Origin of the sequence: Pseudomonas sp. NBRC 111127 (assembly GCF_001320345.1) — a bacterium.
Classification (GTDB): Bacteria; Pseudomonadota; Gammaproteobacteria; order Pseudomonadales; family Pseudomonadaceae; genus Aquipseudomonas; species Aquipseudomonas juntendi.
Genome location: NZ_BCBD01000001.1, coordinates 35,223 through 58,585, shown reverse-complemented (window position 1 = coordinate 58,585; position 23,363 = coordinate 35,223). Strand labels below are relative to the sequence as shown.

The window sequence follows — 23,363 nt, the reverse complement described above, 5'->3', positions numbered from 1 at the left end:
ACTGGTGATACCTGAACTGGGCCAGCTGGCGATGATCCTGGCCATCTGCTTTGCAGCTGTGCAGGCCAGCGTGCCGCTGCTTGGCGCCTGGCGCGGCGACAGCCTGTGGATGAGCCTGGCACGGCCTGCGGCCTGGGGGCAGTTCGCGTTCCTGGCGTTCGCCTTCGCCTGCCTGACCCACGCCTTCATGACCGACAACTTTTCGGTGGCCTACGTGGCCAGCAACTCCAACAGCGCCTTGCCGTGGTACTACAAATTCAGCGCCGTGTGGGGCGCCCACGAAGGCTCTTTGCTGTTGTGGGCGCTGATTCTCGGTGGCTGGACCTTTGCCGTGTCGGTGTTCTCGCGGCAGTTGCCGCAGGTGATGCTGGCCCGCGTGCTGGCAGTGATGGGCATGATCAGCGTAGGTTTCCTGAGCTTTCTGATCATCACCTCCAACCCGTTCCAGCGCATGCTGCCGCAGGTGCCGACCGACGGCCGCGACCTCAACCCGCTGCTGCAGGACTTCGGCCTGATCGTGCACCCGCCCATGCTGTACATGGGCTACGTGGGCTTCTCGGTGGCCTTTGCCTTCGCCATCGCCGCCTTGCTCGGTGGCCGCCTGGATGCCGCCTGGGCGCGCTGGTCGCGGCCATGGACCATCGTCGCCTGGGCGTTTCTGGGGGTGGGCATTACCCTGGGCTCATGGTGGGCCTACTATGAACTGGGCTGGGGTGGCTGGTGGTTCTGGGACCCGGTGGAAAACGCCTCGTTCATGCCCTGGCTGGTGGGCACTGCGCTGATCCACTCGCTGGCGGTGACCGAAAAGCGCGGGGTGTTCAAGAGCTGGACCGTGCTCCTGGCGATTGCCGCGTTCTCGCTGAGCCTGCTGGGCACCTTCCTGGTGCGTTCCGGCGTGCTGACCTCGGTGCACGCGTTTGCCGCAGACCCGTCGCGGGGCATTTTCATCCTGATCTTCCTGCTGTTCGTGGTCGGGGGGTCGCTGACCTTGTTCGCCCTGCGCGCGCCGGTGGTCAAAAGCCAGGTAGGCTTTGCCCTGTGGTCGCGGGAAACACTGCTGCTGGCCAACAACCTGGTGCTGGTGGTGGCGGCATCCATGATCCTGCTCGGCACCCTTTACCCCCTGGTGCTCGATGCCCTTACCGGGGCCAAGTTGTCGGTGGGCCCACCGTATTTCAATGCGTTGTTCCTGCCGTTGATGGCGCTGCTGATGGTGGTGTTGAGCATTGGCGTGGTGGTGCGCTGGAAGGACACCCCGGGCAAATGGCTGGTGAGCATGATGAGCCCGGTGCTGGTGGGCAGCGCCATCCTTGCACCGCTGGCCGGCCTGATCGTCGATGACTTCGACTGGCCGACGCTGACTGCCTTCGCCCTGGCTGCCTGGGTGGTGCTCGGCGGGCTGCGTGACATCCTCGACAAGACGCGCCACAAGGGGCTGGTCAAGGGCCTGCCGGGGCTGGGCCGCAGTTACTGGGGCATGCAGCTGGCGCACCTGGGCCTGGCGGTGTGCGCGCTGGGCGTGGTGTTGTCGAGCAACAACAGCGCCGAACGCGACCTGCGCATGGCGCCGGGCGAGAGCGTCGAGTTGGGTGGCTACCACTTCCTGTTCGAAGGTGCCAAGCACTTCGAAGGGCCCAACTTCATCTCCGACAAAGGCACGATCGTGGTCAGCCGCGATGGCCGGGCTGTGACCACCCTGCACCCGGAAAAACGCCTGTACACCGTGCAGAAGTCGATGATGACCGAAGCCGGCATTGATGCCGGCTTCACCCGCGACCTGTACGTGGCCCTCGGCGAGCCGCTGGAGAACGGCGCCTGGGCGGTGCGCGTGCATATCAAGCCTTATGTCCGCTGGATCTGGCTGGGAGGTCTGTTGACTGGCCTGGGCGGGTTGCTGGCGGCCCTCGACCGGCGCTACCGCGTCAAGGTCAAGACCCGGGTGCGTGAAGCCCTGGGCGTGTCTGGAGCAGCTGCATGAAGCGTTGGATCATGGTAGTGCCCCTGGCAGTGTTCCTGCTGGTGGCGGTGTTTCTCTACAAGGGCCTGTTCCTCAAGCCCGACGAGCTGCCCTCGGCAATGATCGGCAAGGCTTTCCCGGCGTTTTCCCTGGCCTCGACCCAGGGCGACCGTACCCTGACCGAGGCTGACCTGCACGGCCGCCCGGCACTGGTCAACGTGTGGGCCACCTGGTGCCCGTCGTGCAAGGTGGAGCACCCGTACCTGAACCAGCTGGCGCAGCAGGGCGTAGTGATTCACGGGGTCAACTACAAGGACGACAACGCCGCAGCGCGCAAATGGCTGGCCGATTTCCACAACCCCTACCAGCTGGACATCCGTGACGAGCAGGGCAGCCTGGGCCTGGACCTGGGGGTGTACGGCGCGCCGGAAACATTCCTGATCGATGCCAAGGGCATCATCCGCTACAAGCATGTGGGCATCGTCGATGCCACGGTGTGGCGTGAGCAGCTGGCGCCGCTGTACCAGGGCCTGGTCGACGAGGCCAAACCATGAGGCGTTGGCTGGCAGCGGTGCTGCTGGGCATGAGCCTGGCCAGCGTGGCCAAGGCGGCCATCGATACCTACCAGTTCCGCGACGAGGCAGAGCGCCAGCGTTACCAGGCGTTGACCAGGGAACTGCGCTGCCCGAAGTGCCAGAACCAGGACATTGCCGACTCCAACGCCCCCATCGCTGCCGACCTGCGCCGGGAGATCTTCCGCATGTTGGGCGAGGGCAAGAGCAACCAGCAGATCGTGGACTTCATGGTCGACCGCTATGGCGATTTCGTGCGCTACAAGCCGGCGCTCAGTGGCCGCACCTGGCTGCTGTGGTTCGGCCCAGGGCTGCTGCTGGCGGGCGGGTTCGTGGTGTTGGCGCTGATCGTTCGCCGGCGCCGTGGCAGTGCCACGCCAGGCACCGATGCATTGTCTGCTGAAGAACGCGAGCGTCTCGCCAAACTGCTGGAAAAAGAACCGACCCATGATTGAATTCTGGCTTAGCGCGGGCCTGTTGTTGCTCGCTGCCCTCAGCTTCCTGCTGATTCCGATCCTGCGTGGCCGTCGTCGCCAACAGGAAGAAGACCGTACCGCCCTGAACGTGGCCCTGTATCAGGAGCGGGTCGCCGAACTGGCTGCGCAGCAGGCTGCCGGGGTACTGGACGCAGCGCAGTTGGCCCAGGGCCGCGACGAAGCCGCCCGTGAGCTGCTGGCCGACACCGAGGGCGCTGACGCCCCGCGCCAAGGCCACCTGGGCAAGGCATTCCCCCTGCTGGCCGCGGTGTTGGTGCCGGTGCTGGCGTTGGGGTTGTACCTGCATTTCGGCGCAGCCGACAAGGTGGCCCTGACCCAAGAGTTTGCCCAGGCACCGAAGTCGATGGAGGAAATGACCACGCGCCTGGAGCGTGTGGTAAAAGCCCAGCCAGACTCGGCCGAAGCCGTGTACTTCCTCGGCCGTGCCTACATGGCCGAGCAGCGCCCGGCAGATGCTGCGCGTACCTTTGAACGTGCCGTGGCCCTGGCCGGGCGTCAGCCAGAGCTGCTGGGGCAGTGGGCGCAAGCCCTGTATTTTGCTGCTGACAAACAGTGGAGCCCACAGCTGCAGGCCCTCACCGACGAAGCCTTGAAGGGCGACCCCAACGAAGTTACCAGCCTGGGGCTGCGCGGTATCGCCGCTTTCGAAGGCGAGCGTTACCAGCAAGCCATCGATTACTGGCAGCGTTTGCTGGCGCAGTTGCCCGAGGGCGATGCATCGCGCGCGGCATTGCAAGGCGGCATCGACCGCGCTGCCGAGCGCCTGGGCAGCTCGCCGGCGCGGGCGAACGAACCCGCGCCGGTCGCGGCGCGCCTGAAGGTGCGGGTGGAACTGGCGGCGGCGTTGCGGGACAAGGTCAAGCCGGACGACACGGTGTTCATCTTCGCCCGCGCCAGCAATGGCCCACCGATGCCGTTGGCGGCCAAGCGGGTGACAGTGGCGCAGCTGCCGATCGAGGTGGAGTTGTCTGATGCGGACGCGATGATGCCGCAGATGAAACTGTCCGACTTTGCCGAAGTCCAACTGATGGCACGTGTGTCGCGTGCTGGCCAGCCGACCCAAGGTGAGTGGATCGGTCAAGGTGCCCCCCTGTCCAGCGCGACCCAGGCTACCCAACACCTGACCATCGACAGCCCCGATCCGTAAGAGAGCAATGCCATGCACAGCGCCGTCCGCCTGACCCTGATTACCCTGGCCCTGGGTTTGTCTGCGTGTACGACGCAGCAGCCCTACGAGCACCCCGAGCCGCCGATAGAGCGGGTGCCGCCCCAGGGGCCGGTGGTCAAGCCATTGCCCGGCGCCCAGCCTTCTACCCAGCCAGGGAAGCCGGCGGCCATTCCCAAGCCGATGCCGCGCACCTCGGCCAGCTTCGCGCCACCGCCGGGCGGTGCCAGCCACTGGGACCCGAAACTGGGCGTCTATGTGCTGGATAAACAACCCAACACGTTCTACCGGCAGCGTACCTACTACCGCTTCGACAACGGTTGGAGCTGGTCGCTGAGCCCGAATGGCCCTTGGCAGGAAACCGACAGCAGCGGGGTGCCAGGTGGGTTGGGGCGTGCATTTGCGCAGTAGCGCTTTTGCCAATACCCCCGCTCCGCCGGGGTACCCGTACAGTACAGTTCAACCCGCAAATAGCGATTGACTGTACTGTAGTATGAGTCCGCATAATGCCCCTTTGCGAACGGAGGTGGCATGCACAAGACAGTCCTGGTACTGGCGGAAACCGTCGATGATTACCTGCCTTTGCTGGAGCAGGCCGGTTACCGCCTGATCCGTGCCCCATCACCCCAACAGCGGGCTGATGCCATTCGGCGCCACGCCAATCAAATCGACGCCGTGCTCACCTGCCGTTACCAAACACACCCAGGCCCTGGTGCTGCGCAATCTGCAGGCATTCTTTGCCGGTGAGCCGGTATTGACGCCGGTACGCCCGTAACCCTATTCAGACATCTGCCTGGCAGCGCCCAGGCAACAAGGAGCGTGTGCATGCAACTCGAAATCTTCCAGGTCGATGCCTTTTCCGCTGAGCCGTTCGGCGGCAACCCGGCAGCTGTGATTCCCCTGCAAAGCTGGCTGCCGGACGATGTACTGCAACGCATTGCCGAAGAGAACAACCTGTCGGAAACCGCCTACTTCGTGCGCAATGGCGAAACCTACGACCTGCGTTGGTTCACCCCGGCCGTGGAAGTCGATCTGTGCGGCCACGCCACCTTGGCCTCGGCCTATGTACTGTTCGAGCAACTGGGCGAGCAGGCGCAGGCGCTGCGTTTCAATACCCGCAGTGGCGAACTGCGCGTCAGCCGCGGTGCGGACGGCCTGTTGGCCATGGACTTCCCGGCCAAGCAGCCACTCGCCGAAGACATGCCGCAGGGCCTGCTGCAAGCGCTGGGCCTGAGCCAGGCGCAGGCGCTGTATCGCAGTGACGACTATGTGGTGGTGATCGATGACGCATCGCTGCTCGATACCCTGAAGCCAGACTTCGTTGCACTGTCGGCCTTCGATGTGCGCGGCATTGCCGTGACTGCAGCAGGGCGTGGTTTTGATTTCGTCACCCGCTGGTTCGGCCCCAACGTTGGTGTGAACGAAGACCCGGTGACGGGTTCGGCGCATACCTCGCTCGCGCCAGTGTGGGCCGAGCGGCTGGGTAAGCAGGTGCTGGCGTGCGAGCAGGGCGGGGCGCGCAAAGGGCAGTTGCTGTGTGAAGTGCCGGGTAATGGCCGGGTGATCATCAGCGGGCGGGCGGCGTTGTACCTGCGCGGAACTGTCTATATTTAACAGGCTGACACCGTCTGCCTGTAGGAGCGGCCTTGTGTCGCGATCGGGCCGCAACGCGGCCCCTCGATTTTCGCGTTGATGCGTCAATCCGGGGGCTGCTTTGCAGCCCATCGCGACACAAGGCCGCTCCTACATGGCCCAACCCCTGTTCAAGGAGCCAGCCATGGCCCTGGAAAAACACGGCACCTGCCTGTGCGGCGCCACCCGGCTTACTGTCACCGTCGACAATACCCACATCAGCGCCTGCCATTGCAGCATGTGCCGCAAGTGGACCGGTGGCCCGCTGCTGGTGGTCGATTGCAGCAAGCCCCCGCTGATCGAGGGGCGTGCACCCAGCGTTTATGACTCGTCCGACTGGGCACAGCGTGCTTTTTGCGGCCAGTGCGGCACGCACTTGTACTACCGGCTCAAGGCCAACGACTTCCATGCCATACCGGTCGGTCTGCTCGATGGCGACCAGGACTGGGATTTCAACATGCAGATTTTCGTCGAAGAGAAACCCGCCTGGTACTGCTTCGCCAACCAGACCAAGGAACTGACCGGCCAGGAAGTCTTCGAGCAGAACAGCTGATTCAGGCCTGCGCCAGCAGCCACTCGGCAAACATTTGGGCGGTGTGCTGTGGTCGAAGCGCCAGCACGAAACACCACGCGCGCTTGCCAAACCGGTGCATTCCTGAGAAAAGGGCGGCTTTGTTTTCAAGCGTTGGAGTATGCCCGTGAGCCAAGAACTGCAGATCATCGAACTGGTCGAGGGGGACGGCAAAGCCGCCGTCAAAGGCGCCCTGATCACTACCCAGTACACCGGCTGGCTGGCCGATGGCAGTGAGTTCGATTCGTCCTGGTCGCGCGGCAAGCCGTTCCAGTGCGTGATCGGCACCGGCCGAGTGATCAAAGGCTGGGACCAGGGCCTGATGGGCATGCGCGTGGGCGGCAAACGCAAGCTGCTGGTACCGGCGCACCTGGGCTATGGCGAGCGCAGTGTGGGGGCGATTCCGCCGAATTCGGCCCTGACCTTCGAGATCGAGTTGCTGGAAGTGCTGACGCGGGATGATTGAGCGGCCGTTTTGCAACGCCAGTTTCTTGAGCCTTACACAATTCGGCAACACCCATCCCCTAGTCTAGGCCTTGCCTAGGGAACGGCATCCACCTCCAGGGAGGAACCAAACGGGTTCAGGGCACTCTGACCCTCACTCGTTGCCCAGGATGGCATTCACTACTGATGGCGTCCCGCAATTGCCGGGGCGATGTGGCGGGTAACCCGATTTTCTCTGCCACACGAGCCTGCCTTGATGAAGTTGCCAACATTCTTCCGCCGTCGCCGTCACCTGCTGCTGAGCCTGGTGCTTACAGCTGTCGCCGTGCCGCTGGCGCTGGAGGCTGTCGAAAGCCGCGCGCAACCGGTGGATGGCACCCAGACGCTGGTGTTCCTGCGCCATGCCGAGAAACCGGGCGAGGGCTTGGGCCAGTTGAACTGCCAGGGCCTCAACCGTGCGCTGGACCTGGCCACGCTGCTGCCCGAGCGCTTCGGCAAGGCGGACTTCGTGTTTGCCGCCAACCCTTCGCGGCATGTCGAGGAAGGCAGCATGGACGAAAGCTATAGCTATATCCGCCCGCTGATGACCATTACCCCCAGCGCCATCCGCCTCGGTCTGCCGGTGAACATCGACTACGGCGCCAACGACACCGATGAGCTGGCCGATGAGTTGCTGAGCGACAAATACCGCAACGCGACAGTGTACACCGCCTGGTCCCACGGCTACCTGCCGGAACTGATCAACACCGTGGCCGGCAAGGCTCTGGGTGATGACCGGGTGATTACCGAGGACTGGAGTGGCGATGACTTTGACACCCTTTACGTACTGACCCTCACCTGGCATGACGGCAAGGCCACCCTGCTCAGCCGTAACGTGCGCCAGGGTTTGAATGACGGAGCGCATAGCTGCCCGACATGAGGGTTTTAGTCCTTGGCTGTGGCAGTGCAGCGGTTGGCCCGGGTGATGTGTTGGCCTGTGCCGGCCTCTTCGCGGGCACGCCCGCTCCCACAAGATAACCACAAGCCTGAAGGCTGTGGGGGCCCTGTGGGAGCGGGCGTGCCCGCGAAGAGGCCGGTACTGGCAACTAAAGGACTAGCGGCCGAACCGCATCGGCCAGCCCACCACCTTCTTCACCCGCGGCGTGGCATAGGTGCGCACCTTGGAGGTACTCAACCCCATGCGCACCAGCGCTTCGGCAATGGTCACCGCCGCACTCACCCCATCCACCACCGGCACCCCGGTGCGCTGGCGGATCTGCTCGTCCAGCCCGGCCATGCCGCCGCAACCCAGGCAAATCACCTCGGCCTTGTCTTCGCGTACGGCGCGTTCGGCCTGCTCCACAATCGCCTCTACGGCACGCTGTGGGTCGGCTTCCAGCTCCAGTACCGCCAGCCCGCTGGCCCGCACCGAGGCGCAGCGGTCATACAGGCCAGAAAGCTTCAGGCGGTCTTCGATCAGCGGTACGGTACGGTCCAGGGTCGTTACCACCGAATAGGCATGGCCCAGGTACATTGCCGTGCTGGCAGCGGCATCGGTGATGTCTACCACCGGCACATTCAGCAGCTCCTGCAGGCCTTCACGGCCGTGTTCGCCATAACCGGCCTGGATCACGGCGTCGTAGGGGCCCTCGTAGGCCAGTACCCGGTCCATCACCGCAATGGCTGCCAGGTAGCTTTCAAAATTGCCTTCCACCGATTCGGCGCCGAACCAGGGGGTGAGGCCGACGATCTCAGTGCCGGGCGCGGCTACCGCGCGGGCCTGTTCGGCAATGGCCTCGGTGATGGCTGCGGTGGTGTTGACGTTGGCGATCAGAATACGCATGGGCAGTCTTCCCTGATTAATGGCTGCTGTGGTCGACGGCGATGCACTCGCCGCTGACATCGTGGTACTGGCGGTTGCGCGGCGCGATCAGCAGGTAGAGTGCGGCGGCGATGCCGGCCCCTATCAGCCAGGAAAACGGCGCCACACTGTGGAAGTTGGGCACCAGGGCCAGCACGATGGCCAGCAGTGCGGCCGGCACGAACGCGGCCACGGCGCGCAGGTTGATGCCTTTGCTGTAGTGGTAGGCGCCGGCCGGGTCTTCGCTGTACAGCTGCGGCACGTTGATGCAGCCTTTGCGCAGCAGCCAGTAGTCGGACATGATCACCCCGTACAGCGGGCCGAGCAGGGCGCCCAGCCCCGACAGGAAGTACACGATCACCAGCGGGCTGTTGTACAGGTTCCACGGCAGGATCAGCACCGCCACGGTGGCGCTGATCAGCCCGGCACGGCGGAAGTTCAGGTGGCGCGGCGCCAGGTTGCTGAGGACGAAGGCCGGGGCGACGAAGTTGGCCATGATATTGACCGCCACGGTGACGATCAGGAACGCCAGGCAGCCCAGTACCAGGAAGGGGGTGCTGGGAATGGCGGCGACGATTTGCGTGGGGCTGTCGATGACCTGCCCGTTGATCTGGAATTGCGCACCGCAAAGCACCACGGTGATCACCGCGAACACCAGGATGTTCACCGGCAGCCCCCAGAAATTGCCGACGCGGATGGTCTTGCGGCATGGCGAGGAGCGGGCGAAGTCGCAGAAGTTCAGCACCAGGGTGCCGTAGATCGCCAGCCACAGGGCGCCGCCGGCGAAGATGTTGCGCCACATCTCGTAGCCGGTCAGGGGCTCGGCCACCGACCAGGCGATACGCGCGTCAGCCTGGGCGTACATGAACACCGCCAGCGCTGCCACGGTCAGCAAAATCACCGGGCCAGCGAAGCCTTCGTAGCGGCGTACCATTTCCATGCCGTAGGCAAGAATCACCAGCTGCACCAGCCAGATCGCCACGAAACACACCCAGCCCAGGCTCGACAGGCCAAGAATGCTGTCGTGGTCGTAGGCGGCCATGTGCGGCCATACGGCGGTAAGCAGTACCCGCAGCACGACCGAGGCCAGGTAAGTCTGAATGCCGAACCAGGCGATGGCGATGATCGCCCGGATCAGCGCCGGAAGCTGTGCACCATGGATACCGAAGGCGATGCGGCTGATGACCGGGAACGGCACCCCGGTTTTTTGCCCCATGTAACCGGACAAGTTCATGAAGAAGTACACCAGCGCGGCGCCAATGGCCAACGACAACAGAATTTGCCAGCCACCGAGGCCGAGGGCGAACAAGCCCATGGCGAATGAATAGTTGGCAATGTTGTGCACATCGTTGGTCCACAACGCGAAGATGCTATAGCCACCCCAACGCCGGCCTTCGCTTCGCGTGGGGGCAAGGTCGCGGTTATGCAGGCGTGGGCTCAGGGCCAGTTCGGGATGCTGGCCGGCAAGGGTGGAATTGGGGTGGGTGCTGACGACGGATTGTTCAGGGGCAAGATCGAGGCTGCTACTCATTCCGGCGGGCTCCTGATGCACATGGACTGCGATGAGCGGGCATGCGCACGGGCTCGCCATCTCGTCGATGCAGCGTTGGCATCACAGGGTTGTAGGCGCGGCGGCCGGTAATGGGTCGGCGCCGCAAGTTATTGTGTATTTATGTTTTGTTTAAGTTGTATACAAAACATAAGCACACAAAAGCCATTTCTGTGCCAGATAGAATCCAGTTCTTGATAGTGTTTTTTTCAGGATTGAGTCAGGTGTGGGATAACTAGCTGAAATACAGGCGTTATAAATTGACCATTTGAACAAGTTTATTTTTTGGTTTGCAGAATAACTTGATCAAATGGTCAAAATTAGTTGTTGTGGGGGTGTAACGTATTGGGGCGCCGCTTGGAGAACTGCACACAAAAATGGCACTTAAGGTGACATTCTTGTGTACAAAAAATAGTCAGTCTTTCCCTTTCCCTGCTGGCCGGCCCCTCAGTCAGGGTTGTGCTGGCCCCATCGGCGGTAACCGCCGTTTGACCGGGCTCTTCTTGATGATTGCGGTGTTGGTCTCGGCCAACACATTGATGCGGTCCAGCAGGGTGTCCAGCTGCTCCATCGAGCGCACATGCAGCCTGGCGATGAAGCAGTCCTCGCCGGTGACCTTGTCGCACTCGGTGAATTCGGGGATGGCAATGATCTGCCGCTCGACTTCCTGCAATTGCCCGGGCAGTGGGCGGATACGCACGATGGCTTGCAACTGGTAGCCGAAGGCACGTGGGTCGACATTGACCGTGTAGCCGCGCAACACGCCACGTTCCTCCAGCCGGCGCAAACGCTCGCCGACGCTGGGGGCAGACAGCCCACTTACTTGCGCCAGGGCCTTGAGCGAGCGGCGCGAGTCCTCCATCAGCGCGTTGATCAACAGTTGGTCGATGGCGTCGGTCATGTGCACCTCAAAGGGTAGGTGGCGAAATTTGCCTTGATAGTAAAGGCAAAATTATGGATCCGCCTTTTTAATCGGCTGGAAGGTCGCGCGCGGCCCTCTGCATACTGTTGCCATCGACGAGAGGAGGTGTGGGATGGACAATTCATTGCGCCGGGGGTCGCTGGAAATGGTAGCGGCCATGCTGATTTCCGGGACCATCGGCTGGTTCGTGCTGGCGTCCGGCCTGCCTGTACTGGAGGTGGTGTTCTGGCGCTGCGTGTTCGGTGCCGTGACCTTGCTGGTCATCTGTGCCGCGTTCGGCTTTCTGCGCCCGGGCGTGATCAGCCGCCCGGCGCTGCTGCTGGCGATAGCCAGCGGCGTGGCCATCGTCGGCAACTGGTTGCTGTTGTTTGCCTCGTATTCGCGGGCGTCGATTGCCATCGGTACCGCGGTGTACAACGTGCAGCCGTTCATGCTGGTGGGCTTGGCGGCGTTGTTTCTGGGTGAAAAAATCACCTTGGCCAAGCTGAGCTGGCTGAGCGTGGCGTTCCTCGGCATGCTGGCCATCGTCAGTGCCCATGGCGCCGCGCAGGGGGGTGGCGAGGACTACCTGCTGGGCATTGCCCTGGCGCTGGGCGCGGCGCTGCTGTACGCCATCGCGGCATTGATCATCAAGCGGCTCAGCGGTACGCCGCCGCATCTGATCGCGTTGGTCCAGGTGAGCACCGGCGTGGTGTTGCTGGCACCCTGGGCCAAGCTGGGCGGCCTGCCGGGTGAAATGCCGGCGCTGGCCAGTTTGCTGACATTGGGGGTTGTGCACACCGGCCTGATGTATGTATTGCTGTATAGCGCCATCCAGCGCTTGCCCACGGCATTGACCGGGGCGTTGTCATTCATCTACCCCATTGCAGCGATCCTGGTCGATTGGGTGGCCTTCGACCACCGCCTGACGCCGCTGCAATGGCTGGGGGTGGCGTTGATCCTGCTGGCGGCGGCAGGGATGCAGCAGGGGTGGTGGCTCAGACCCAAGTCGTTGGTCATCAAGGGCCATTGAGGCCGCTTCGCGCCCTATCGCAGGCAAGCCAGCTCCTACAGGTACTGCACAGGGCTTGAAATTTGTGCGCTAGCTGGTTTGCCTGCGAAGCGGCCTCAGCGGGTAGAATGCCGCTTTTGCCAGCCTGCGACCCGTCATGACATCCCCAATCGCCATCCTCGAGCAACACCTGCTCGCCGCCCTCGACCCTGCCCCGCAGGAAACCCGCCGCCTTTTCCACGGCCGCGGCCGCTGCTGGGCAGGCCTGGAGCAGATCACGGTCGATTGGCTGCAGGGGGTGCTGTCGGTCGCCCTGTTCCGCGAACCGCCCGAAGGCCAGCTGGCCGAGCTGGAGACGATGCTGCGCAACCTGGCCGAGCGCCCACTGTGGTCCGGCCAGGCCATCATCATCCAGCACCGCTACCTGCCTGACAGCCCGGGCCAGTGGTTGCTGGGCGAACCCTGCCAGCAACGCGAAGTGGTCGAGGACGGCCTGACCTACCTGCTGGACCTGGGCGTGCGGCAGAACAACGGTCTGTTCCTCGATATGCGCTATGGCCGCCGCTGGGTGCGTGAGCAGGCGGCGGGCAAGCGGGTACTGAACCTGTTCGCCTACACCTGCGGCTTCTCGGTGGCAGCGGTGGCCGGTGGGGCCGAGCAGGTGGTGAACCTGGACATGGCCAAGTCGGCCCTGGCGCGCGGCCGGGACAACCACCGCCTCAATGGTCACGACGCCTCGCGGGTGGCCTACCTGGGGCATGAGCTGTTCAAGTCCTGGGGCAAGGTACGCAAGTACGGCCCTTATGACCTGATCATCATCGACCCGCCGACTTTCCAGCGCGGCAGCTTCGTGCTGACCCAGGATTACGCGAAGATCCTGCGACGTTTGCCGGAGTTGTTGAGCGCGGGTGGGACGGTGCTGGCGTGCGTGAACGACCCGGGGATCGGGCCGGAGTTTTTGATCGAGGGGATGGCCGAGCAGGCGCCCTCGCTGGGGTTTGTCGAGCGGCTGGAGAACCCGCCCGAGTTTCCGGATGTGGACCCGGCGGGCGGGCTCAAGGCTTTGGTATTCCGCCAGGTGTGATGTTGCTCGTGGCGGCCCATTCGCGGGCTTGCCCGCTCCCACAGGTACTCCACAGCATTAGGATGTGTGGTGATCCTGTGGGAGCGGGCAAGCCCGCGAAGAGGCCGGTAGTGGCAACATCAAGCCCCCAGAGCCTGCACCGGCAGCGGATACACCTGGGCAAAACTCACATTCTCAGTCTGGTCCACCCGCTTCTTCAGCCGCTCGTTGAACGCCCGGCTCACCGCATACTGCCCGCCGGAAATGGTGCGGAACTGCGCCGTCAGGACAAACCCGTTCAAGTCCATGCGGTCCACACCGAAGACCTGCAGCGGCCCCTGCAAGTTGATGCGCAGCAGGGGGTCTTCGCTGATCGACTGGCCTACCTCATGAATCAGCGCCAGTGACGCGTCCACATCACTGTCATAGGTGAACTGCACCGAAAAGAACGCATAGGCGAACTGCCGTGACTGGTTGGTAACCGCCTTGATCTGGCCGAACGGCACCGAATGCACGAAGCCCTTGCCATCGCGCAGGCGCAGGGTGCGGATGGTCAGGCTTTCTACGGTTCCGGCATGGCCGGAGTCCAGCACTACCCAGTCGCCGATGGAAATGGTGTCTTCGATCAGGATGAACAACCCGGTAATCACATCCTGGACCAGTTGCTGCGAGCCGAAGCCGATGGCCAGGCCGATCACCCCGGCACCGGCCAGCAGCGGCGCTACGTTGATGCCCAGGTTGGCCATGGTGGTGATGGTGCAGATCACGATCAGGATCACTTTGATGGCATTGCGCAGCATCGGCAGAATGGTCCGCACCCGCGTGCTTGGCTGGCGGGCATTGCGGCGCCCGGCAGCTGGCTTGAGCGCTTCCTGGATCGCCGTATCGAGCACCACCCACAGCAGCCAGGTGACCAACAGGATCAGGCCGATGCTCGACAGCGAGTTGCTGATCGCCTGGCCCAGGCGGTTGCTGAGGGCGAAGTCGATCACCGAGAACCCCCAGATGCGCCCCAGCAGCTCGATGAAGGCCACTGCCATGGCAATGCGCAGCAGGGCGTGGGCGAGGCTGCGCAGCAGTTCCTTGTAGGGCCGCACCCGCTGCGCTGGGTCGCTTTCGCGGGGGGCCAGCAAGTGTTGCAGCAAGGTGCTGAGGAACAGCGTCGAGACCAATAGCACGGTGGTCAGCAGCGCGTTCTGCAGGGCTTTCTGGCTTTCGGCACCGGCACCTACCAGGTTGACTGCCGAGACCAGGATCATCAGCAGGATTGGCAGGTACCACAGTGTCGAGAAAATGCGCAGGGTTTCCTGCACGGCGCGGTGTTGTACCCGGTCTTTGTACGCGCGGTTGCGGATCAGGTGGGCGACCGGGCGCCGCAGGCGGATCACCAGGCTGGCGAAGATGAAGGTGGCAGTCAGGCCGGTGACCACCGCGACGCTGGCGGTGATGTTGCCGCCAAGCTGGCGGGCGATCTGCGGGCTGGTCAGGGCGTCGCTCCAGGCGGCAAGGAAGCCGATGAGGAACAGCGGCCGTGGCGCCAGGCGCTTGATCACCGCCACGGCGGGGCGTTTATGGCCAGCGTCGAACAGGGTGATCAGGCAGAGGATGATCGACGTCGAGAACAGCCCGCTGCTGGTCGCATAGGCCAGGCTCAGGCCAAGCGCGCGTGCCACGGAGGGGTCGAGGAAGCGGCTCACATAGAGCGTCACGGGCAGGCTGGCCAGGGCTGGCAAGGTGTAGGGCAACAGGTACCCCAGCAGGCCACTGACGCGTTTGTGCTCGCGCAGCCAAGGGCGGCGCGACACCCGTTTGGCGACCCAGCGCCCACCACCGCCAAGCAGGCCGAACGCGGCCCCCCAGGTGAGGGTCAGGAGCAGGAAGTTGCCCGCCAGGTGCAGTGAGTCACTGGCCGAATGGCGGTCGACCAGGCGCTCCACTTCCTGGGCGGCGCGGTCGGTGCGCAGGCGCCAGGCGTCAACCAGGTGGGCGTCGAGGTCCATCTGCCGGGCAGCGCTGTCCAGGCCATCGGCCAGGGCGCCCAGCAGGCCGCCTTGCAAGACTGGTTCGGGTTCGGCGGGTTGGTCTTCGCTGGGGGCGGGGTCGGCAGCCAGCAGGTGAGTGCTCAACAGGCAGCCGAGCAGCAGGGTCGAAAAGAAACGCAGCACTGGAGTACTCCTTGGGCCGGGGTGAGCGGGGCAGGGTTACTCAAGGAACTGAGGCTGCAGGGGTGGGAAAGTTCGATTTGGGTGTGTTGTCCGGCCAGGCCTATTCGCGGGTTTAGCCGCGAACTGGCCTGGCCTGCGTGAATCGATTACTGCTTGTCGGTATAGATCTGGTCGAACACGCCACCGTCGTTGAAGTGGGTCTTCTGCACGGTGCGCCAGTCACCAAAGGTCTTTTCCACCGACAGGAAGTCGACTTTCGGGAAGCGGTCGGTGTACTTGGCCAGCACGGTTGCATCGCGTGGGCGCAGGTAGTTGTTGGCGGCAATCTCCTGGGCCTCTGGCGACCACAGGTACTTGAGGTATTCCTCGGCCACGGCCTGGGTGCCTTTCCTGGCCACCACCTTGTCGACCACACTCACCGGTGGCTCGGCCTCGGCCGACACGCTCGGGTAGACCACCTCGAACTGGTCGCGGCCAAACTCGCGGGCGATCATTTCGGCTTCGTTTTCGAAGGTCACCAGCACGTCGCCGATCTGGTTGGTCATGAACGTGGTGGTCGCGGCCCGGCCGCCGGTATCCAGCACCGGGGCCTGTCTGAACAGCTTGCCAACGAAGTCCTTGGCCTTGGCTTCGTCACCGCCCTGCTTGAGCACGTAGCCCCAGGCCGACAGGTACGTGTAGCGGCCATTGCCCGAGGTTTTCGGGTTGGGCACGATCACCTGCACGCCGTCCTTCAGCAGGTCGGGCCAGTCTTTCAGCGCTTTAGGGTTGCCCTTGCGCACGATGAAGACGGTGGCCGAGGTGAACGGCGCGCTGTTGTTCGGCAGGCGGGTGACCCAGTTGTCCGGCACCAGCTTGCCGTTGTCGGCCAGGGCGTTGATGTCGGTGGCCATGTTCATGGTGATGACGTCGGCCGGCAGCCCGTCGATCACTGCCCGTGCCTGCTTGCTCGAGCCGCCGAAGGACATTTGCACGTTGACCTTCTCGTTGTGCTCGGCCTGCCAGTGTTTCTGGAAGGCTGGGTTGTAGTCCTTGTAGAAGTCGCGCATCACGTCGTAGGAGACGTTGAGCAGGGTAGGGGCGGCCTGGGCGATGTTGCCCAAGGCCAGGCCTGCGGCGAGCAGCGAGGCGGTGAAGAGTCTTTTCACGTTGCTTCCTTGTTCTTGAAGGTTTTTGGGGCAGATTGCCAGCGACTATAGCGGTTGGATTTGTGCGGGTTAAAGAACAAAAACGACTTTGGTTATTCCGCTGCCTGTACTGGCCCTATCGCCGGCAAGCCAGCTCCCACAGGTATTGCACAAGGCTCAGTCCCGGTGGTGCACCTTGTGGGAGCTGGCTTGCCGGCGACAGGGCCCGATCGGGCAACATCACTGTTTGGGGAATAACCCACTCCCACACCGCGAGCAGAACGCCGCGCTTTGTTCATGGGTCTTTTTCTTGCAGACCGGGCAATCATGCTGCAGCTGCTCACCCCGCATGGCGTTGGCCAGCTCTGCGGTAAAGATCCCGGTCGGCACGGCAATGATCGAATAACCGATGATCATCACCATCGACGAAATTACCTGCCCCAAAGGCGTCTTCGGCACGATGTCGCCAAAGCCCACGGTGGTCAGGGTGACGATCGCCCAGTAGATGCCCTTGGGAATGCTGGTGAAACCGTGCTCCGGCCCTTCGATCACATACATCAGCGTGCCGAACACCGTGACCAGGGTCGATACCGTGACCAGGAACACGATGATCTTCTGCTTGCTGCCGCGCAGCGCGTCGATCAGGTAATGGGCCTGCTTGAGGTACGGGCTGAGCTTGAGTACGCGGAAGATCCGCAGCATGCGGATGACGCGGACGATCAACAGGTATTGGGCGTCGCTGTAATAAAGCGCGATGATCCCCGGCACGATCGCCAGTAAATCGACCAGCCCATAGAAACTGAAGGCATAGCGCAGCGGCTTGGGCGAGCAGTACAGGCGGGTGAGGTACTCGGCCAGGAAGATCGCGGTAAAGCCCCATTCGATACCGGCCAGCAGGCCGGCGTAGCCCTGGTGGACTTCGTCGATGCTGTCGAGGATCACCGTGACCAGGCTGGCCAGGATGATCAGCAGCAGGATTTTATCGAAGCGCCTGCCAGCGACGGTGTCGGTCTGGAAGACCATGATGTAAAGCCGCTCGCGCAGGCTTGCAGGGTTGTTCATTGGCTCATTCCGTAGTGCGATGGGCTGAGCCTAGGGGCTGTGTTTCAGCTGTGCAAGCGGCTGGCGTCGCGCTGCTTGGGCTGGGCCAGCTGGCAGCCCAGGTGCATCAGCCAGCAGGCGGCGACGAAGGGTGCGGTGAGGCCGGGCAGCGGCAACAGCTTGAATAGTGATTGCAACAGCAACGCCAGGGCAATTGCCAGCAGTGTGACCCATGGCTTTTCACCTTGCCTGCTGAAGGCCAGCGCCGCCAGCGCGGCGTTGAAGCCAGCCAGGCCCACCCACGCTGCTTGCGCCTGGTCTGTGAGCAGCGCCATGCCGCCCCCGATGGCCGAGCCAATTACCGCCCACACCGCCGCATAGGGTTGGGCGATGAACATGCCGACGATGATCAGCAACCCGGCCAACGGCTGGTCGAGCAGGAAGACCTGCCCTATGCCGCGGACCAGGGCGTACAGCGGTTCGGCTTCGACGAAGCCGGTCATCGAGGGTTCGGCGAGCAACAGCGTGCCCCAGCCCAACAGCACGAACGGCGCGGTATAGGCAACCAGCAGCTTGCCGCCGCGCTTGCGCCACTGGTGGGTAATGATGCTGGACAGGCCGCCGGCGGCGATGACCAGTGGCGGCAGGATGGCCGACCAGGGCAGCACGGCGCTGATCAGGATGCCGATCAGGACGCCGTTGTAACAATACAGCCCGGCCTGGCGGTCGGCACGGTCGTAGCCGCGGCGCTGGGCAGTGAGCAGGCCGGCGAGGGCGCCGAGCAGGGCGCCGCCGACCAGGTCGGGCGCAGTCAGCAGGATGGCCAGCAGGCAGCACAGGCCGCACAGGGGGTTGCGCAGCAGCAGCACCTGGCTGAAGCCGTTGAGTAACGCCGTGGCCCAGTCTGGGCACGGGTTGACGAAATGTTTGCTGTACATGGGGCAGTCAGTGAGGTTGATGGGGAGCGGTGGGCCTCTTTGGGCCTCGGTTTTCCGCGATTCTTTGCTTCACCACCGACCCTGTGGGAGCGGGCGTGCCCGCGAAAGGGCCAGCAGGGTCAACGAAGTTGCCTGGACTGACGCATTCGCGGGCACGCCCGCTCCCACAGGGGCTATGCAGTGGCTTAGATCAGTGTTTCGATCCGCAGCGTGTTGGTCGACCCAGGTTTGCCGAACGGCACCCCGGCAGTGATCAGCAACGTGTCGCCCCGGCTGGCCATGCCTTGTGCCTGGGCAATTTCCAGGGCCGTGGAGACCACCTCATCCACCTGGCGCAGGCGGTCATTGACCACCGAGTGCACACCCCAGGCCACGCTCAGGCGCCGCGCGGTGTTCAGGTTGGGCGTAAGGTTGAGGATCGGTGCCCGTGGCCGTTCACGCGAAGCGCGCAGGGTGGAGGCGCCCGACTCGCTGTAGTTGACCAGCACCGCCACCGGGAGGATGCCGCTGATACGGCGGATCGCGCAGCTGATGGCGTCCGACACGGTGGCTTCGGCCTTGGGCCGGCCGACGTCGAGCTGCGCCTGGTAGTCCGGGCCGTTCTCGACCTGGCGGATGATCTTGCTCATCATCTGCACAGCCTCCAGCGGGTAATCCCCCGAGGCGGTTTCGGCCGACAGCATCACCGCGTCGGCACCCTCGGCCACGGCGTTGGCCACGTCGGTGACTTCGGCACGGGTCGGTGCTGGCGAGAAACGCATCGATTCGAGCATCTGCGTGGCCACCACCACTGGCTTGCCCAGCTGGCGGCAGGTGCCAATGATGCGCTTCTGGATCTGCGGCACGCTTTCGGCCGGCACTTCCACGCCCAGGTCCCCGCGGGCCACCATGATGGCGTCGGCCAGTTCGGCGATGGCTTGCAGGTGCTCGACTGCCGACGGTTTTTCGATTTTGGCCATCAGGTAGGCGCGGCCGCCAATCAGCTGGCGCGCTTCAACGATGTCTTCAGGGCGCTGCACGAACGACAGGGCGACCCAGTCCACGCCCAGCTCCAGGCCGAAGGCCAGGTCGCGGCGGTCTTTTTCGGTGAGCGGCGAGAGGTCGAGAACCGCTTGCGGTACGTTGACGCCCTTGCGGTCCGACAGCTCGCCACCGTTCAGCACTTCGGTGTCGATTGCGTCGCTGTGCTTGGCGGTTACCCGCAGGCGCAGCTTGCCGTCGTCCAGCAGCAGGTCCATGCCTGGCTCCAGGGCGGCGATGATCTCGGGGTGCGGCAGGTTGACCCGGCGGTTATCGCCCGGGGTGTTGTCCAGGTCCAGGCGCAGGGCCTGGCCGCGTTGCAGCAGGACCTTGCCTTCGGCAAAGCGGCCGACCCGTAGCTTGGGCCCTTGCAGGTCCATGAGAATACCCAGGGGGTAGTTCAACTGCTGCTCGACTTCGCGGATCCACTGGTAACGCAGGGCGTGGTCGGCGTGTTCGCCGTGGCTGAAATTGAGGCGGAAGATGTTCACCCCCGCTTCGACCAGTTGGCGGATGTCGTCGATGCCTTCGATCGCCGGGCCGAGGGTGGCGAGGATCTTCACTTTTTTATCAGGCGTCATGATTGGGCAGTCTCGAGGATCAGGATGGCGCGGAAGTCGTTGACGTTGGTGCGGGTCGGCTCGGTGACGATCAGTGCGTCCAGCGCGGCGAAGTAGCCATAGCCGTTGTTGTTGTCCAGCTCATCGCTGGCCGACAGGCCCAGGGCTTCGGCGCTGGCGTAACTGGCCGGGGTCATGAAGGCGCCGGCGTTTTCTTCCGAGCCGTCAATACCGTCGGTGTCACCGGCTAAGCCGTACACGCCCGGCAGCCCTTTCAGGCTTTCGGTGAGGCTGAGCAGGAACTCGGCATTGCGCCCGCCACGGCCATTGCCGCGCACGGTCACGGTGGTTTCGCCACCGGACAAGATTACGCAGGGCGCCTTCAGCGGCTGGCCGTGCAGCACGATCTGCCGGGCGATGCCGGCATGCACCTTGGCCACTTCCCGCGATTCGCCTTCCAGGTCGCCGAGGATCAGCGGGCTGAAGCCTGCCTGGCGAGCTTTGACTGCGGCGGCTTCCAGCGACTGCTGGGGCTTGGCAATCAGCTGGAAGTGGCTGCGGGCCAGGGCCGGGTCGTCGGCCTTGACGGTTTCCGAGGCCGGGTTGTTGAGCCAGTCGATCACCGCTTTTGGCGCTTCGATGTTGTAGCGCTTGAGAATGGCCAGGGCATCGGCCGAGGTACTCGGGTCGGCCACGGTGGGGCCGGAAGCGATCACCGTGGCGAGGTCACCGGGTACATCGGAGATGGCATAGGTGTAGACCGTGGCCGGCCAGCAAGCCTTGGCCAGGCGCCCGCCCTTGATCGCCGAGAGGTGCTTGCGCACGCAGTTCATCTCGCCGATGGTGGCGCCGGATTTCAGCAGTGCCTTGTTGATCTGCTGTTTGTCGGCCAGGGTCAGGCCCTCGGCGGGCAGGGCCAGCAGGGCAGAGCCACCGCCGGAGAGCAGGAATATGACGCGGTCTTCTTCATTGAGGTTGCTGACCAGTTCCAGCACGCGCTTGGCCACGGCCAGGCCGGCGGCGTCGGGGACCGGGTGGGCGGCTTCGACCACCTCGATTTTCTGGCAGTTGGCGCCGTGGCCGTAACGGGTGACGACCAGGCCGGAGACTTCGCCCTGCCAGCTTTTCTCGACCACTTCGGCCATGGCGGCTGCGGCCTTGCCGGCGCCGATGACGATGACCCGGCCGCTACGGTCGGCGGGCAGGTAGGGTTCGAGAACTTGACGGGGGTGGGCGGCGGCGATGGCTGTGTCGAACAGGTCGCGGAGAATTTTTTGCGGATCGACCGACATGGCAGGCTCCCAATTATTGTTGTTCTGCACAATCAAAAACGCCCCTGGAACTGCCTCCGTGCAGGCTGAACCAGGGGCGGTCTCCACAGCTGCGAGCTGCAAGCTGCAAGCAAAAGCAGATCTGCTCTCGCTTGTCGCTTGCCACTTGAGGCTCACAGCTTGAAGCTTATTTCTCGTCGCGGATCGAGAAGTTGGCCATGTGCTCCAGGCCCTTGATCAGCGCCGAGTGGTCCCAGTTGCCGCCACCCAGGGCCTGGCAGGTGTTGAACACTTGCTGGGCATTGGAGGTGTTGGGCAGGTTGATGCCCAGCTCCTTGGCGCCTTGCAGGGCCAGGTTCAGGTCCTTCTGGTGCAGGTTGATGCGGAAGCCCGGGTCGAAGGTGCCCTTGATCATGCGCTCGGCATGCACCTCGAGGATTTTCGACGAGGCGAAGCCACCCATCAGCGCTTCACGCACCTTGGCCGGGTCGGCGCCGTTCTTGGCGGCGAACAGCAGCGCTTCGCTGACAGCCTGGATATTCAGGGCGACGATGATCTGGTTGGCCACCTTGGCGGTCTGGCCGTCACCGTTGCCACCCACGCGGGTGATGTTCTTGCCCATGGCCTGGAACAGTGGCAGGGCGCGCTCGAAGGCGTTCGGGCAGCCGCCAACCATGATGCTCAGGGTGGCGGCCTTGGCACCTACTTCGCCACCGGACACCGGGGCGTCCAGGTAGGCGGCGCCGGTGGCCTTGATTTTTTCGGCAAAGGCTTTGGTGGCGGTAGGGGAGATCGAGCTCATGTCGATCACCACCTTGTTCGGGCCCACGCCTTCGGCCACGCCGTTGTCACCGAACAGCACGCTTTCCACTTGTGGGGTGTCCGGCACCATGACGATGATGAACTCGGCTTCCTGGGCCACTTCTTTCGGGTTCGCCAGGGCCACTGCACCGGCGGCGATCAGGTCGGCTGGCGCGGCGTCGTGGTGGGTGGAAACGAAAATGCTGTGCCCTGCTTTTTGCAGGTTCTGGGCCATGGGCTTGCCCATGATGCCGGTGCCGATGAAACCGATTTTAGCCATGAGAATATGCCTCTTTGTATTTGTGGTGTCTCAAGCTGTGGGAGCGGGCATGCCCGCGAAACAGGCGAGTCGGTGGATGGCACCGGCTATGCCGGTGTTCGCGGGCATGCCCGCTCCCACAGGGTTTCGTGTTTCACAGGGGGCTAGCGTTCAGCCGTTCAGATTGCGTTATGGGTCTTCAGCCAGCCCAGGCCTGCTTCGGTGGTGGTCAGCGGCTTGTATTCCGCGCCCACCCAGCCCTGGTAGCCGATGCGGTCCAGGTGTTCGAACAGGAAGCGGTAGTTGATCTCCCCGGTGCCTGGCTCGTTGCGGCCGGGGTTGTCGGCCAACTGGATGTGGTTGATCAACTTCAGGTTGGCTTCCATGGTCCGGGCCAGGTCACCTTCCATGATCTGCATGTGGTAGATGTCGTACTGCAGGAACAGGTTGTCGCTGCCCACCTCGGCCTGGATTTCCAGGGCTTGTTGGGTGGTATTGAGGTAGAAGCCAGGGATGTCGCGGGTGTTGATCATTTCCATGACCAGGCGGATGCCGGCGGCCTGGAGTTTTTCGGCGGCATACTTGAGGTTGGCGACGAAGGTCTTGCGCACGTCGGCACACTGCAGGCCTTGTGGGCGAATACCGGCCAGGGCGTTGACCTGGGTATTGCCCAGCACCTTGGCGTACTCGATGGCCTTGTCGACCCCCGCGCGGAATTCTTCGACGCGGTCGGGGTGGCAGGTGATCCCGCGCTCGCCTTTGGCCCAGTCACCCGCCGGCAGGTTGAACAGCACCTGGGTCAGGCCGTTGGCGTCCAGCTGCTGCTTGATTTCAGCCGCGCTGTAGTCGTACGGGAAGAGGTATTCGACGCCGCTGAAGCCAGCATCGGCGGCAGCCTTGAAGCGGGCCAGGAAGTCCTGTTCGGTGAACAGCATGGACAGGTTGGCAGCGAAGCGAGGCATAGGTGTCTCCTTGCGG

22 protein-coding genes and 1 pseudogene are annotated in these 23,363 nt (G+C 63.7%); 12 read left to right on the top strand and 11 right to left on the bottom strand.

All coding sequences use genetic code 11. The annotated features are described in order from the left end of the window. The first annotated feature begins 4 nt into the window (after positions 1 to 4). The 10 genes and pseudogenes from APH30_RS00265 to APH30_RS00220 all read left to right on the top strand — a co-directional run bounded on the left by APH30_RS00265 (position 5) and on the right by APH30_RS00220 (position 7,757). Positions 5 to 1,978 (top strand): heme lyase CcmF/NrfE family subunit, encoded by a 1,974-nt coding sequence (locus tag APH30_RS00265; protein WP_177333700.1) that lies wholly within the window; start codon positions 5 to 7, stop codon positions 1,976 to 1,978. After that, positions 1,975 to 2,511, top strand: a complete 537-nt coding sequence (locus tag APH30_RS00260; protein WP_009681936.1) for a DsbE family thiol:disulfide interchange protein — start codon at positions 1,975 to 1,977, stop codon at positions 2,509 to 2,511. The genes APH30_RS00265 and APH30_RS00260 overlap by 4 nt, the downstream gene beginning before the upstream one ends. Beyond that, entirely contained in the window at positions 2,508 to 2,984 is a 477-nt protein-coding gene (locus tag APH30_RS00255) for a cytochrome c-type biogenesis protein (protein WP_054911365.1), read from the top strand. Before APH30_RS00260 ends, APH30_RS00255 begins: the two co-directional genes overlap by 4 nt. Beyond that, on the top strand, positions 2,977 to 4,173 hold the full coding sequence (gene ccmI, locus APH30_RS00250; protein WP_054911364.1) for a c-type cytochrome biogenesis protein CcmI: 1,197 nt from the start codon (positions 2,977 to 2,979) through the stop codon (positions 4,171 to 4,173). Before APH30_RS00255 ends, ccmI begins: the two co-directional genes overlap by 8 nt. Positions 4,174 to 4,185: 12 nt before the next feature. Then, on the top strand, positions 4,186 to 4,602 hold the full coding sequence (locus tag APH30_RS00245) for a hypothetical protein (RefSeq protein WP_054911363.1): 417 nt from the start codon (positions 4,186 to 4,188) through the stop codon (positions 4,600 to 4,602). 120 nt (positions 4,603 to 4,722) lie between these two features. Then, positions 4,723 to 4,875 (top strand): annotated as a pseudogene (locus APH30_RS00240) (2-hydroxyacid dehydrogenase); the annotation flags it as partial. Positions 4,876 to 5,016: 141 nt separating this feature from the next. After that, positions 5,017 to 5,805 (top strand): PhzF family phenazine biosynthesis protein, encoded by a 789-nt coding sequence (locus APH30_RS00235; RefSeq protein WP_054911361.1) that lies wholly within the window; start codon positions 5,017 to 5,019, stop codon positions 5,803 to 5,805. Between the two features lie 163 nt (positions 5,806 to 5,968). After that, positions 5,969 to 6,376 (top strand): GFA family protein, encoded by a 408-nt coding sequence (locus APH30_RS00230; protein ID WP_054911400.1) that lies wholly within the window; start codon positions 5,969 to 5,971, stop codon positions 6,374 to 6,376. 145 nt (positions 6,377 to 6,521) lie between these two features. Next, entirely contained in the window at positions 6,522 to 6,860 is a 339-nt protein-coding gene (locus APH30_RS00225) for an FKBP-type peptidyl-prolyl cis-trans isomerase (protein ID WP_054911399.1), read from the top strand. 234 nt (positions 6,861 to 7,094) lie between these two features. Further along, a complete protein-coding gene (locus APH30_RS00220; protein WP_054911360.1) occupies positions 7,095 to 7,757 on the top strand; it encodes a hypothetical protein in 663 nt (220 codons plus the stop codon). A gap of 174 nt (positions 7,758 to 7,931) precedes the next feature. Here the strand turns inward: APH30_RS00220 and APH30_RS00215 are convergent, their stop codons facing one another. The 3 genes from APH30_RS00215 to APH30_RS00205 all read right to left on the bottom strand — a co-directional run bounded on the left by APH30_RS00215 (position 7,932) and on the right by APH30_RS00205 (position 11,128). Beyond that, the gene (locus APH30_RS00215) at positions 7,932 to 8,660 is read right to left on the bottom strand and encodes an aspartate/glutamate racemase family protein (RefSeq protein ID WP_054911359.1); all 729 of its coding nucleotides are present in this window, start codon (positions 8,658 to 8,660) and stop codon (positions 7,932 to 7,934) included. A 16-nt stretch (positions 8,661 to 8,676) separates the two neighbouring features. Continuing rightward, positions 8,677 to 10,209: an NCS1 family nucleobase:cation symporter-1 gene (locus APH30_RS00210; RefSeq protein WP_054881305.1), complete on the bottom strand. Its 1,533-nt coding sequence runs from the start codon at positions 10,207 to 10,209 to the stop codon at positions 8,677 to 8,679. Positions 10,210 to 10,678: 469 nt separating this feature from the next. Beyond that, on the bottom strand, positions 10,679 to 11,128 hold the full coding sequence (locus tag APH30_RS00205) for an Lrp/AsnC family transcriptional regulator (protein WP_054911358.1): 450 nt from the start codon (positions 11,126 to 11,128) through the stop codon (positions 10,679 to 10,681). A 133-nt stretch (positions 11,129 to 11,261) separates the two neighbouring features. On the opposite strand from APH30_RS00205, the gene APH30_RS00200 reads away from it, so the two are divergent. Both APH30_RS00200 and APH30_RS00195 read left to right on the top strand, forming a co-directional pair. After that, entirely contained in the window at positions 11,262 to 12,161 is a 900-nt protein-coding gene (locus APH30_RS00200; protein WP_054911357.1) for a DMT family transporter, read from the top strand. Positions 12,162 to 12,297: 136 nt separating this feature from the next. After that, positions 12,298 to 13,224 carry a class I SAM-dependent methyltransferase gene (locus tag APH30_RS00195; RefSeq protein ID WP_054911356.1) on the top strand — a complete coding sequence of 309 codons (927 nt, stop codon included), beginning with the start codon at positions 12,298 to 12,300 and terminating at the stop codon, positions 13,222 to 13,224. 119 nt (positions 13,225 to 13,343) lie between these two features. Here the strand turns inward: APH30_RS00195 and APH30_RS00190 are convergent, their stop codons facing one another. The 8 genes from APH30_RS00190 to hyi form a co-directional block, all read right to left on the bottom strand. After that, a complete protein-coding gene (locus APH30_RS00190; protein ID WP_054911355.1) occupies positions 13,344 to 15,368 on the bottom strand; it encodes a mechanosensitive ion channel family protein in 2,025 nt (674 codons plus the stop codon). Between the two features lie 146 nt (positions 15,369 to 15,514). Beyond that, complete coding sequence (locus APH30_RS00185; RefSeq protein ID WP_054911354.1) at positions 15,515 to 16,516, bottom strand: sulfate ABC transporter substrate-binding protein; 1,002 nt, start codon at positions 16,514 to 16,516, stop codon at positions 15,515 to 15,517. A 219-nt stretch (positions 16,517 to 16,735) separates the two neighbouring features. Next, a complete protein-coding gene (locus APH30_RS00180; RefSeq protein WP_009683949.1) occupies positions 16,736 to 17,557 on the bottom strand; it encodes an ion transporter in 822 nt (273 codons plus the stop codon). 44 nt (positions 17,558 to 17,601) lie between these two features. Continuing rightward, positions 17,602 to 18,474, bottom strand: a complete 873-nt coding sequence (locus APH30_RS00175; protein ID WP_054911353.1) for an urea transporter — start codon at positions 18,472 to 18,474, stop codon at positions 17,602 to 17,604. 185 nt (positions 18,475 to 18,659) lie between these two features. Beyond that, positions 18,660 to 20,075 (bottom strand): pyruvate kinase, encoded by a 1,416-nt coding sequence (gene pyk / locus APH30_RS00170; protein ID WP_054911352.1) that lies wholly within the window; start codon positions 20,073 to 20,075, stop codon positions 18,660 to 18,662. Continuing rightward, positions 20,072 to 21,346: a glycerate kinase gene (locus APH30_RS00165; protein WP_054911351.1), complete on the bottom strand. Its 1,275-nt coding sequence runs from the start codon at positions 21,344 to 21,346 to the stop codon at positions 20,072 to 20,074. Before APH30_RS00165 ends, pyk begins: the two co-directional genes overlap by 4 nt. A gap of 166 nt (positions 21,347 to 21,512) precedes the next feature. Then, positions 21,513 to 22,406, bottom strand: a complete 894-nt coding sequence (locus APH30_RS00160; RefSeq protein WP_054881313.1) for a 2-hydroxy-3-oxopropionate reductase — start codon at positions 22,404 to 22,406, stop codon at positions 21,513 to 21,515. A gap of 158 nt (positions 22,407 to 22,564) precedes the next feature. Then, entirely contained in the window at positions 22,565 to 23,347 is a 783-nt protein-coding gene (gene hyi, locus APH30_RS00155; protein WP_054911350.1) for a hydroxypyruvate isomerase, read from the bottom strand. Positions 23,348 to 23,363 lie beyond the last annotated feature (16 nt).

Bases quoted from the DNA above. Each gene is read 5' to 3' on its own strand.
- APH30_RS00260 (WP_009681936.1), top strand. From the start codon at position 1,975: ATGAAGCGTTGGATCATGGTAGTGCCCCTGGCAGTGTTCCTGCTGGTG.
- APH30_RS00255 (WP_054911365.1), top strand. From the start codon at position 2,508: ATGAGGCGTTGGCTGGCAGCGGTGCTGCTGGGCATGAGCCTGGCCAGC.
- ccmI (WP_054911364.1), top strand. From the start codon at position 2,977: ATGATTGAATTCTGGCTTAGCGCGGGCCTGTTGTTGCTCGCTGCCCTC.
- APH30_RS00245 (WP_054911363.1), top strand. From the start codon at position 4,186: ATGCACAGCGCCGTCCGCCTGACCCTGATTACCCTGGCCCTGGGTTTG.
- APH30_RS00235 (WP_054911361.1), top strand. From the start codon at position 5,017: ATGCAACTCGAAATCTTCCAGGTCGATGCCTTTTCCGCTGAGCCGTTC.
- APH30_RS00230 (WP_054911400.1), top strand. From the start codon at position 5,969: ATGGCCCTGGAAAAACACGGCACCTGCCTGTGCGGCGCCACCCGGCTT.
- APH30_RS00220 (WP_054911360.1), top strand. From the start codon at position 7,095: ATGAAGTTGCCAACATTCTTCCGCCGTCGCCGTCACCTGCTGCTGAGC.
- APH30_RS00215 (WP_054911359.1), bottom strand. From the start codon at position 8,660: ATGCGTATTCTGATCGCCAACGTCAACACCACCGCAGCCATCACCGAG.
- APH30_RS00210 (WP_054881305.1), bottom strand. From the start codon at position 10,209: ATGAGTAGCAGCCTCGATCTTGCCCCTGAACAATCCGTCGTCAGCACC.
- APH30_RS00205 (WP_054911358.1), bottom strand. From the start codon at position 11,128: ATGACCGACGCCATCGACCAACTGTTGATCAACGCGCTGATGGAGGAC.
- APH30_RS00200 (WP_054911357.1), top strand. From the start codon at position 11,262: ATGGACAATTCATTGCGCCGGGGGTCGCTGGAAATGGTAGCGGCCATG.
- APH30_RS00195 (WP_054911356.1), top strand. From the start codon at position 12,298: ATGACATCCCCAATCGCCATCCTCGAGCAACACCTGCTCGCCGCCCTC.
- APH30_RS00180 (WP_009683949.1), bottom strand. From the start codon at position 17,557: ATGAACAACCCTGCAAGCCTGCGCGAGCGGCTTTACATCATGGTCTTC.
- APH30_RS00175 (WP_054911353.1), bottom strand. From the start codon at position 18,474: ATGTACAGCAAACATTTCGTCAACCCGTGCCCAGACTGGGCCACGGCG.
- pyk (WP_054911352.1), bottom strand. From the start codon at position 20,075: ATGACGCCTGATAAAAAAGTGAAGATCCTCGCCACCCTCGGCCCGGCG.
- APH30_RS00165 (WP_054911351.1), bottom strand. From the start codon at position 21,346: ATGTCGGTCGATCCGCAAAAAATTCTCCGCGACCTGTTCGACACAGCC.
- APH30_RS00160 (WP_054881313.1), bottom strand. From the start codon at position 22,406: ATGGCTAAAATCGGTTTCATCGGCACCGGCATCATGGGCAAGCCCATG.
- hyi (WP_054911350.1), bottom strand. From the start codon at position 23,347: ATGCCTCGCTTCGCTGCCAACCTGTCCATGCTGTTCACCGAACAGGAC.